Origin of the sequence: Saccharopolyspora sp. 6M, from assembly GCF_020176775.1 — a bacterium.
Classification (GTDB): Bacteria; Actinomycetota; Actinomycetes; order Mycobacteriales; family Pseudonocardiaceae; genus Saccharopolyspora_C; species Saccharopolyspora_C gregorii.
In genome coordinates, this window is record NZ_JAIUJZ010000079.1 from 1 (window position 1) to 8,070 (window position 8,070).

Below are 8,070 nucleotides of genomic sequence, written 5' to 3' on the forward strand. Positions count from 1 at the left end.
GGCCCGCGCGGGCGGGGGGGGGGCGCCGGGGCGCGGGGGGGGGGGGCGGCGGGGGGGGCGGGGGGGGGGGGGGGGCGCCCCCCCCCCCCCCCCCCCCCCCCCCCCCCGGGCCGGTGGCATGAAGAAGGACTCATTGACAGCGCACAGGGCCTTTGCTCGGATGGAAAAGTGATCCCGCCGCTGCTGACCCGACGCCGCCACGTGGACTTCGTGCGCGTCGCGGCGCAGCGCTGTCGCGGCTGACGCCACTGCCCCGCGCGCGGGGTTCCGCCGCCGGGTTTTCGTCCCGTCGCGGGCGGTTCCCGCCGCAGCGCGCCCTGACGTCCTCCTTCGCACCCGTTCCGGAGAAGCCCGATGCCGCTCACGTTCCACTGGTTCCTGCCCACCTACGGCGACAGCCGCTACCTCGTCGGCGGCGGTCACGGGGTGAAGACCTCCACGGCGGGCGGGGCTCGCCCGGCGACGCTGGCCTACCTGGGGCAGATCGCGCGCAGCGCCGAGCAGCTGGGCTTCGAGGGCGCGCTGACGCCGACGGGCGCGTGGTGCGAGGACGCGTGGCTGTCCACGGCGATGCTCACCGAGGTCACCGAGCGGCTGAAGTTCCTGGTGGCGTTCCGGCCCGGCCTGCTGTCGCCGACCCTGGGCGCGCAGATGGCGGCGACCTACCAGCGGCACTCCGGCGGCAGGTTGCTGCTGAACGTCGTCACCGGCGGGGAGAGCCACGAGCAACGCGCCTACGGCGACTTCCTGGACAAGGAGGGCCGTTACGCGCGCGCCGACGAGTTCCTGCACGTGGTGCGCTCGTTGTGGCGCGGCGAGCGGGTGGACTTCAGCGGCGAGCACGTGCGGGTGGAGGGCGCGGAGCTGACCCGCACGCCGGACCCGGTGCCGGAGGTCTACTTCGGCGGTTCCTCGCCCGCGGCGGGTGCGGTCGCCGCGAAGCACTCGGACGTGTACCTGACGTGGGGCGAGCCGCCGGCGAAGGTCGCCGAGAAGATCGCCTGGATCAAGTCGCTCGCCGCCGAGCAGGGCCGCACGCCGCGCTTCGGCATCCGGCTGCACGTGATCAGCCGGGACACCTCGGAGCAGGCGTGGGCGGAGGCACGGCGGCTGCTGGACGCGCTGGACCCGGCGACGATCGAGCAGGTGCAGCAGGGCCTGTCCCGCAGCGAGTCGGAAGGCCAGCGGCGGATGCTGGAGCTGCACGGCGGCAAGTCCGACGACCTGGAGATCTACCCGAACCTGTGGGCCGGGGTGGGCCTGGTGCGCGGCGGCGCGGGCACCGCGCTCGTCGGCAGCCACGAGGAGGTCGCGTCCCGCATCGAGGAGTACGCGGCGCTGGGCCTGGACGAGTTCGTGCTCTCCGGGCACCCGCACCTGGAGGAGGCGTACTGGTTCGGCGAAGGCGTGCTGCCGATCCTGGAGCGCAAGGGCCTGTGGCGGCACCCGGGCGCCCCGGAACCCGTTGCGGCGCAGGCGATCCCGTTCGCGGAGTGACCCCTTCGCCGGGTGATCTGCTCGGCCGGTGATCCCCTTCGCCGGGTGATCCCTTCGGCGCGTGATCTGCTCGGGCGGGTGAGCCGGTCGCCGGATGATCTTGTTCGGTGGGTGATCCGCTCGGGCGGTTGATCGGCTTCGCCGGGTGATCCCCTTCGGCGGGTGGTCTGCTTCGCCGCGCGATCCGGTTCGCCGAGCGCCGGATTTCGCCGGGAGATCCGGACCCGCACGGCAGATCCGGCGCGGACGCGTGTTCGTGCCGGACGTTCCTCCGTACGGTTCGAACATCGGGCGCGCGGAGGTGTTCGCCGTGGACTCGCCCGCTCGTTCTGGGGAGGACGTCGTGGGGTTGCTGCACGCCTACTACATGTCGAAGCTCGTGTCGGAAGCGAGGCGGGACCACGAGGCGGGGAGGCCGGTGTTCGTCGCCGGTTTCGACGTGAACCTCCGGCGAACGTCGATGCGGCAGGTGCGCCGCGAGATCGAGCGGATCGAGAAGGCGCTCGCCCCGATCGGCTGGCAGCTGGCCGACGTCGAGCAGTTCTTGGCGTCCGTCGAGCTCTCCTTCGTCCGGAGCTAGCCCGGAACCGCTGCACCGGGTCGTCGGAGATGTGGCCACGATGAGCGCCCAGCTGGATGCCCTGCTGGAGCACGCGGCGAAGGACAACGTCGTCCTTCAAGTGCTGGCGTTCGACGCCGGTGCGCACATCGGTCCGCAGGGGTCTTTCGCCGTCGTGCGATTCCCCGCGAACACCGGCGACATCGCATTCGTGGACACACCGCTGAGCGGCCGGATCGTGGACAGTTCGAGGGAGACCTCAGAGCTGTCCAGGCTGTTCGGCGAATTGCACCACTCTGCTCTGGATGTTGATCAATCGGTGGCGTTGGTGCGTGAACGGGCCGACGAGTTCCGACGTCGTCAGTGAGGAGCAGGGCGTGTCCGACGCGGGGTGGAAGAAGTCGTCGCGGAGCGCTCAGGGCAGCAACTGCGTCGAGACCGCTCGACGGGGTGGGTTCCCGGCGGTCCGCGACTCCAAGGACCCGGCGGGAGCGCACCTCCGGCTGTCCGATGCGGTGTTCGGCGGCTTCATCGAGCGCGTGAAGCAGGACGGCTTCCGCCGCTGATCACCGCCCGGTGGTGAAGTGGAGGTCTTCGCGGCGGAGCAGCAGGGTCGCCGTCGCTCCGATCGCGCCCGTCGCGACCAGGTAGCCGCACGCCAGCCACGGGGTGCCGTCGCCCGCCGCGAGCAGCGCCGTGACGATCAGCGGCGTGAGGCCCGAGGCGTAGATCCCGGAGAACTGGTAGATGAACGACATGCCGGTGTAGCGCAGCCGCACCGGCGACAGCTGGGCGTAGAACGTGCCCTGCGGCGCGTAGATCACCGAGTGCACCACGCCCAGCACCAGCACGATCACCACGCCGGTCAGCAGCGGGCTGCGCAGCTGGAACGCCAGGAACGCCGGGTACACCGACAGCGCGAACAGCGCCGAGCCGAGCGCGTACAGCAGCCGCGGGGAACGCCGGTCGCCGATCCGCCCCACCACGGGGATCAGCACGGCCAGCACCAGCGCCGCCGCCATCACGCCGATGAGCACGTCGTTGCGCGGCAGGCCGAGCGTGCCGGTCGCGTAGGTCAGGAAGAACACCGCCCAGGTGTTGAACGCCGCGCCCTCCGAGTACCGCGACAGCAGGCCCAGCACCGTGTTGCGGCGGGTCGCCCGGTCCCGGAACAGCTCCAGGAACGGCACCCGCGCGGTGCCCTGCAACTCCCGCATCTGCTGGAACGCGGGCGTCTCCGCCACCCGCAGCCGGATCACCAGGCCGACCAGCACCAGCACCAGGCTCAGCCCGAACGCGATCCGCCAGCCGTAGCCGAGGAACTGCTCGTCGTCGAGCACGTTGCCCAGCAGCGCGAACAACCCGGTGCCCAGGCCGAGGCCGAGCGCGAGGCCCACCTGCGGCCAGGAACCGTAGGACGAGCGCTTGCCGGGTGGCGCGTACTCGACGGCCATCAGCACCGCCCCGGCCCACTCGCCACCGATCGCCAGGCCCTGGAACAGCCGCAGCAGCACCAGCAGCAGCGGCGCCCACATGCCCACCTGCTCGTAGGTCGGCAGCGCGCCCATCGCCGCCGTGGCCAGCCCCATCACGACCATCGTGGTGACGAGGGTGCGCTTGCGGCCGATGCGGTCGCCGATGTGGCCGAACAGCACGCCGCCCAGCGGCCGGGCCACGAACCCGACGAAGAAGGTGGTGAACGCCAGCATCGTGCCGACGGCCGGATCGGCGGTCGGGAAGAACAGCTTGTCGAACACCAGGCTGGCGGCGGTGCTGTACAGGAAGAAGTCGTACCACTCGACGGTCGTGCCGATGAGGCTCGACGTGATGACGGTGCGGACGTTCTTCGCCGACGAGCCGTGCTCGGCCGGCTCGGTCAGGGCGGTGGTCATGCTCGGCGGACTCCTGGCTGCGGCGGGGTGCGGCGCGCGGGCGCGGCCGGTGCGGGGGCGGTCAGGAGTCCGAACAGGCCGCGGACGCCACCCGCAGCAGATCCACGTGGTGGCGCGAGGTGAGCAGGGCCGGTCGCACGCGACGACGCTAGGAACGGCCGCCACCGCTGTCAACGAACCGGTGTCGATGCCCACCTCGTCCCGGATGCTGGGATGCGGTCGCGTCCCCGCTCGCCGCCGGGACGGGGCGGAGGTCCCCGCGGGCCAGCGGGTTCGGGCGGATGCGGTGCGCGTCTGGGCGGACCGGACCACGTTGTGTCCACTGTGGATGGTCACTGTGGCGGATTCCACGCTTTCGGGCGCTAACTTCTCGCGCTCGGCCGACGACGATGAGTGCGGAACCGGAAAAAGCGCGGAAGGGGCACGACGTGGCAGGCGACCGACCGGAGAGTCGGCAATCGGACGACCGTGATCGCAGCGGCGGGGCACCGCCACCGATCACCCGAGTGGCCGCCACCTCGGCGAACCCGGGCAGCACCCCACCGCCGTCCCGATCAGCGGAAAGCGGGGCGCGGCAGGCGTGGCTGATCTGGGGCGCCGCCGTCCTCACCTACCTCGCGGCCGTGTTCCACCGCGGAACGCTCGGCGTCGCCGGCCCGCTCGCCATCGACCGGTTCGAGGTCGGGCCCGCCGCGTTGAGCGCGTTCACCGTGCTGCAGGTCGGGATCTACGCCGCCATGCAGATCCCCACCGGGCTCCTGGTGGACCGGTTCGGGTCCCGTCGCGTGCTCACCGCCGCGGTGCTGCTGCTCGGCTGCGGGCAGCTGCTGTTCGCTCTCGCCACCTCCTACCCGATGGGGCTGCTGGCGCGCGGCGTGCTCGGCGTCGGTGACGCGCTGACCTGGGTGAGCATCCTGCGGCTCGTGGCCACCCGGTTCTCCGCCCGCCAGTACGCGCTCGTCGCCACCTTGTCCGCCGCGGCGGGCGCGCTCGGCGGCGTCGCCGCCACCTTCCCGCTGACCGCGCTGCTCGGGGCCCTCGGCTGGACGTGGACGTTCCTGCTCGTCGGCGCGATCACCGCCGCCTATGCGGGCGTGACGACCGGCGTGGTGCGCGATGTGCCCGGCACCACCTCCGGCGCCGAGGACGCCGGCGCCATCCTGCGGAAGGTGCGCTCGGCGTGGGCGATCCCGGGAACCCGGCTCGCGTTCTGGGCGCACTTCGGCACCATGTTCGTGCCCAACGCGCTGAGCCTGCTGTGGGGCTACCCGTACCTGGTCGAAGGCGTCGGCGTGCCGCCCGCCACCGCGAGCGTCCTGCTCAGCCTGCTGATCATCGGGCAGGTCGCGGGCGGGCCGCTCGTCGGCGCGATCATCGGGCGGTTCCCCGCCTGCCGGATGCCGCTCGTGCTCGGCTACCTCGCGGCCAACGGGCTGACCTGGCTGGTGCTGCTGAGCTTCGCGCGGCCGCCGCTGCCCGTGGTGTGCGGGGCGTTCCTGGTGTTCGCGATGGGCGGGCCCGTCTCCAGCGTCGCGTTCGCGCTGGTCCGCGACTACAACCCGATCAGCCAGGTGGGCACCGCCACCGGCATCGCCAACGTCGGCGGGCACAGCGCCACCGCGCTCAGCGTGCTCGCCGTCGGCCTGGTGCTGCAGCTGGCGGGCGGCGGGTACCGGGTGGCGCTGCTCGCGCTCGTCGTGGTGCTGTTGCTGAGCGCGTTCCGCACCGCGGTGTGGTGGCGCCGGGTGCGCGCGGCCGTGCTCACCGCGCAGGACCGCGGGGACCAGGTGCCGGTGGTGCTGCGCCGCCGCCGCTGGGACCTCCAGGACGACCCGGCCCCGGTGGTCGCGACGCGCTGATCACCCCGGCTGAACGGCCCGCCCGACCGGTCGTGCGAGCCGTTCGGCCTGCTGATCGCCGCAGGTGATCGGCCCGAGCGGGGACCGCCTCCGGCGAGCGGTCCGTTCCGCGGGGAGGCGGGCCGTTCACCGCGTGCGGGTCGCGCGCCACGTGGTGGGGGAGACGCCTTCGCGGCGCAGGAACGCGCGGCTCAGCGCGGTGCCGGTGGGGTGGCCGACGCGCACCGCGATCTCCTGCACGCTCAACGAGGTCTCCCGCAGCAGCGCCTTCGCGCGGTACGTCCGCCACGCCGCCAGGTAGCTCAGCGGCGTGTCGCCGGTCCGCTCCTTGAACAGCGCCGCGAACGCCGACCGCGACATCCCGGCCACCTGCGCCAGCGACCGCACCGTCCACGGGTGCGCCAGGTCCGCGTGCAGCGCCCGCACCGCACCGGCCAGCCGCGGATCCCGCAGCGCCGCGACCCAGCCGACGGTGCCGCCGCCGACGTCCGCGCAGCAGGCGCGCACCGCCTGCACGAACAGCACGTCGGACAGGCGGCTCGTGACGAACCCGGAGCCGAGCCCCGCCGCCGCGGACTCCCGCGCGATCAGGTCGAACGTGCCGCGCAGCAGCTCGCCGGCCACCGTGTCCAGGCGCAGCCGGAACAGCGGCGGCAGCAGCCCGAACAGCGCGTCCGCGGCGACCGCGTCGAAGCTGAACCGGGCGGACACCAGTTCGGTGAGCTCCCCGTCCCCGCCGAACCGGACCGCGCCCTCGCAGTCCACCAGCGGGCGCCCCGGCTCGTCCTGCAGCGCGAACTCGGTGCCCGCGCGCACCAGGACGCAGTCGTCCGCGGTCAGCCGCACCGGCTCGGGCAGGCTCGCCCCGGTCAGCCAGCACGATCCGGTCGTGATCAGCACCAGCCGCGCCACCTGCCGGGAGCGGAACGCGATGCCCCACGGCGCGCGCGCCGCCATCCGCACGTACCGGGACTCCTCGATCCGCATGGTGGCGAGGAGGTCGTCTACCGGGTCCACGCGCCGCCCCTGGACGAACTGCACCGAATCATGGACGGAAGGGTACGTGCCGTCCAGCGGTGCCGGTCTACGGTCGAGGGCATGGGACGACTGATGCGCACGTTCGAGGTGTCCGGGGACGGCGGACCGCTCCGGCCGCGGGAACGCCCGGTGCCGACCCCGGCCGCCGGGGAGGTGCTGGTGCGGGTCCGGGCCCGCTCGATCAACGCCCGCGACCTGCGGATCGTGGCAGGGCGCTACTCGATGCCGGTGCCGCCCGGGCGGATCCCGCTGTCCGACGCCGCGGGCACCGTCGACGCGGTCGGCGCGGGGGTGCGCCGCTTCCAGGTGGGGGACCGGGTGATGAGCACCTTCCACCCGGAGTGGCTGCACGGGACGCTCGACGGCTGGGGCGAGCTGTACGGGGTGCAGCGCGACGGATGGCTCGCCGAGCACGTCGCCGTCGCCGAGCACTCCGTGCTACCGGTGCCGGAACACCTGTCGTTCGAGGAGGCCGCGACGCTGCCCTGCGCCGCGCTCACCGCGTTCTCCGCGCTCGACGGCATCGGTGCCGGTGACTCGGTGCTGCTGCAGGGCTCCGGCGGCGTCTCCATGTTCGCGCTGCAGTTCGCCCGCCTGGCCGGGGCGCGGGTGCTGATCACCACGTCCGGCCCGGTGAAGGCGCGGTGGCTGCGCGAGCTCGGGGCCACCGAGGTCGTCGACCGCACCGCCGTCCCGGAATGGGGCGACGAGGTGCGGGCGCGCACCGGGGGACGCGGCGTGGACCGGGTGGTGGAGATCGGTGGGGCCGGGACCATCGGGCAGTCGCTGCGCGCCCTCGCCCACGGCGGGCTGATCTCGCTGGTCGGGAACCTCGCCGACGGGGCGGGCCTGGACCTCGGGGCGTTCCTGGGCCGCGGGGCGACGCTGCGGGCCATCGCGGTCGGCAGCCGCAGCGACTTCGAACGGATGATCCGCGTCCTCGAACAGCACCGGCTGCACCCGCTCATCGACCGGGCCTTCCCCTTCGACGAAGCCCCCGACGCGTTCACCCACTTCGCCACCAAGGACACGATCGGCAAGGTCGTCATCGGGGACTGAACTCGACTGTTGCCGAACTCGGTTCGCGGAGCACCGAGGTGGGGGGGGCCCCCCCCGGGGGCCGCCGGGGGGGGGCCCCCCCCCCCCCCCCGGCCCCCCCCCCGCGCCCCGCCCCCCCCCCCCGGGGCGCCGGGGGGGGGGGGGGGGCCGGCCGGGGGGGGCGGAG

At 73.6% G+C, this 8,070-nt stretch carries 9 protein-coding genes; 6 read left to right on the plus strand and 3 right to left on the minus strand.

Annotated elements, in window-relative coordinates:
- Positions 1-354 precede the first annotated feature (354 nt).
- The 4 genes from LCD31_RS12690 to LCD31_RS12705 all read left to right on the plus strand — a co-directional run bounded on the left by LCD31_RS12690 (position 355) and on the right by LCD31_RS12705 (position 2,622).
- Positions 355-1,497, plus strand: coding sequence for an LLM class flavin-dependent oxidoreductase (locus LCD31_RS12690; protein WP_224958243.1), 1,143 nt, complete (start codon positions 355-357; stop codon positions 1,495-1,497).
- A gap of 256 nt (positions 1,498-1,753) precedes the next feature.
- Positions 1,754-2,077 carry a hypothetical protein gene (locus LCD31_RS12695; protein WP_224958245.1) on the plus strand — a complete coding sequence of 108 codons (324 nt, stop codon included), beginning with the start codon at positions 1,754-1,756 and terminating at the stop codon, positions 2,075-2,077.
- 10 nt (positions 2,078-2,087) lie between these two features.
- Positions 2,088-2,423: a Scr1 family TA system antitoxin-like transcriptional regulator gene (locus tag LCD31_RS12700; protein WP_224958255.1), complete on the plus strand. Its 336-nt coding sequence runs from the start codon at positions 2,088-2,090 to the stop codon at positions 2,421-2,423.
- Between the two features lie 10 nt (positions 2,424-2,433).
- The gene (locus LCD31_RS12705; protein ID WP_224958247.1) at positions 2,434-2,622 is read left to right on the plus strand and encodes a DUF397 domain-containing protein; all 189 of its coding nucleotides are present in this window, start codon (positions 2,434-2,436) and stop codon (positions 2,620-2,622) included.
- On the opposite strand, the gene LCD31_RS12710 is transcribed toward LCD31_RS12705, so the two are convergent.
- Both LCD31_RS12710 and LCD31_RS29770 read right to left on the minus strand, forming a co-directional pair.
- Positions 2,623-3,948, minus strand: a complete 1,326-nt coding sequence (locus tag LCD31_RS12710; protein ID WP_224958249.1) for an MFS transporter — start codon at positions 3,946-3,948, stop codon at positions 2,623-2,625.
- A gap of 61 nt (positions 3,949-4,009) precedes the next feature.
- Positions 4,010-4,087 (minus strand): putative leader peptide, encoded by a 78-nt coding sequence (locus LCD31_RS29770; RefSeq protein ID WP_374201653.1) that lies wholly within the window; start codon positions 4,085-4,087, stop codon positions 4,010-4,012.
- A 445-nt stretch (positions 4,088-4,532) separates the two neighbouring features.
- Here LCD31_RS29770 and LCD31_RS12715 point away from each other — a divergent pair, with 445 nt between their 5' ends.
- Positions 4,533-5,807, plus strand: coding sequence for an MFS transporter (locus LCD31_RS12715; RefSeq protein WP_224958257.1), 1,275 nt, complete (start codon positions 4,533-4,535; stop codon positions 5,805-5,807).
- 126 nt (positions 5,808-5,933) lie between these two features.
- Here the strand turns inward: LCD31_RS12715 and LCD31_RS12720 are convergent, their stop codons facing one another.
- Entirely contained in the window at positions 5,934-6,824 is an 891-nt protein-coding gene (locus tag LCD31_RS12720; RefSeq protein ID WP_224958251.1) for an AraC family transcriptional regulator, read from the minus strand.
- 81 nt (positions 6,825-6,905) lie between these two features.
- Here LCD31_RS12720 and LCD31_RS12725 point away from each other — a divergent pair, with 81 nt between their 5' ends.
- Positions 6,906-7,904, plus strand: a complete 999-nt coding sequence (locus LCD31_RS12725) for an NAD(P)-dependent alcohol dehydrogenase (RefSeq protein WP_224958253.1) — start codon at positions 6,906-6,908, stop codon at positions 7,902-7,904.
- Positions 7,905-8,070: the final 166 nt, after the last annotated feature.

What these genes read in the sequence shown, in the direction of transcription:
- LCD31_RS12710 (WP_224958249.1), bottom strand. Translation starts at nt 3,948, where the DNA reads ATGACCACCGCCCTGACCGAGCCGGCCGAGCACGGCTCGTCGGCGAAG.
- LCD31_RS12690 (WP_224958243.1), top strand. Translation starts at nt 355, where the DNA reads ATGCCGCTCACGTTCCACTGGTTCCTGCCCACCTACGGCGACAGCCGC.
- LCD31_RS12725 (WP_224958253.1), top strand. Translation starts at nt 6,906, where the DNA reads ATGGGACGACTGATGCGCACGTTCGAGGTGTCCGGGGACGGCGGACCG.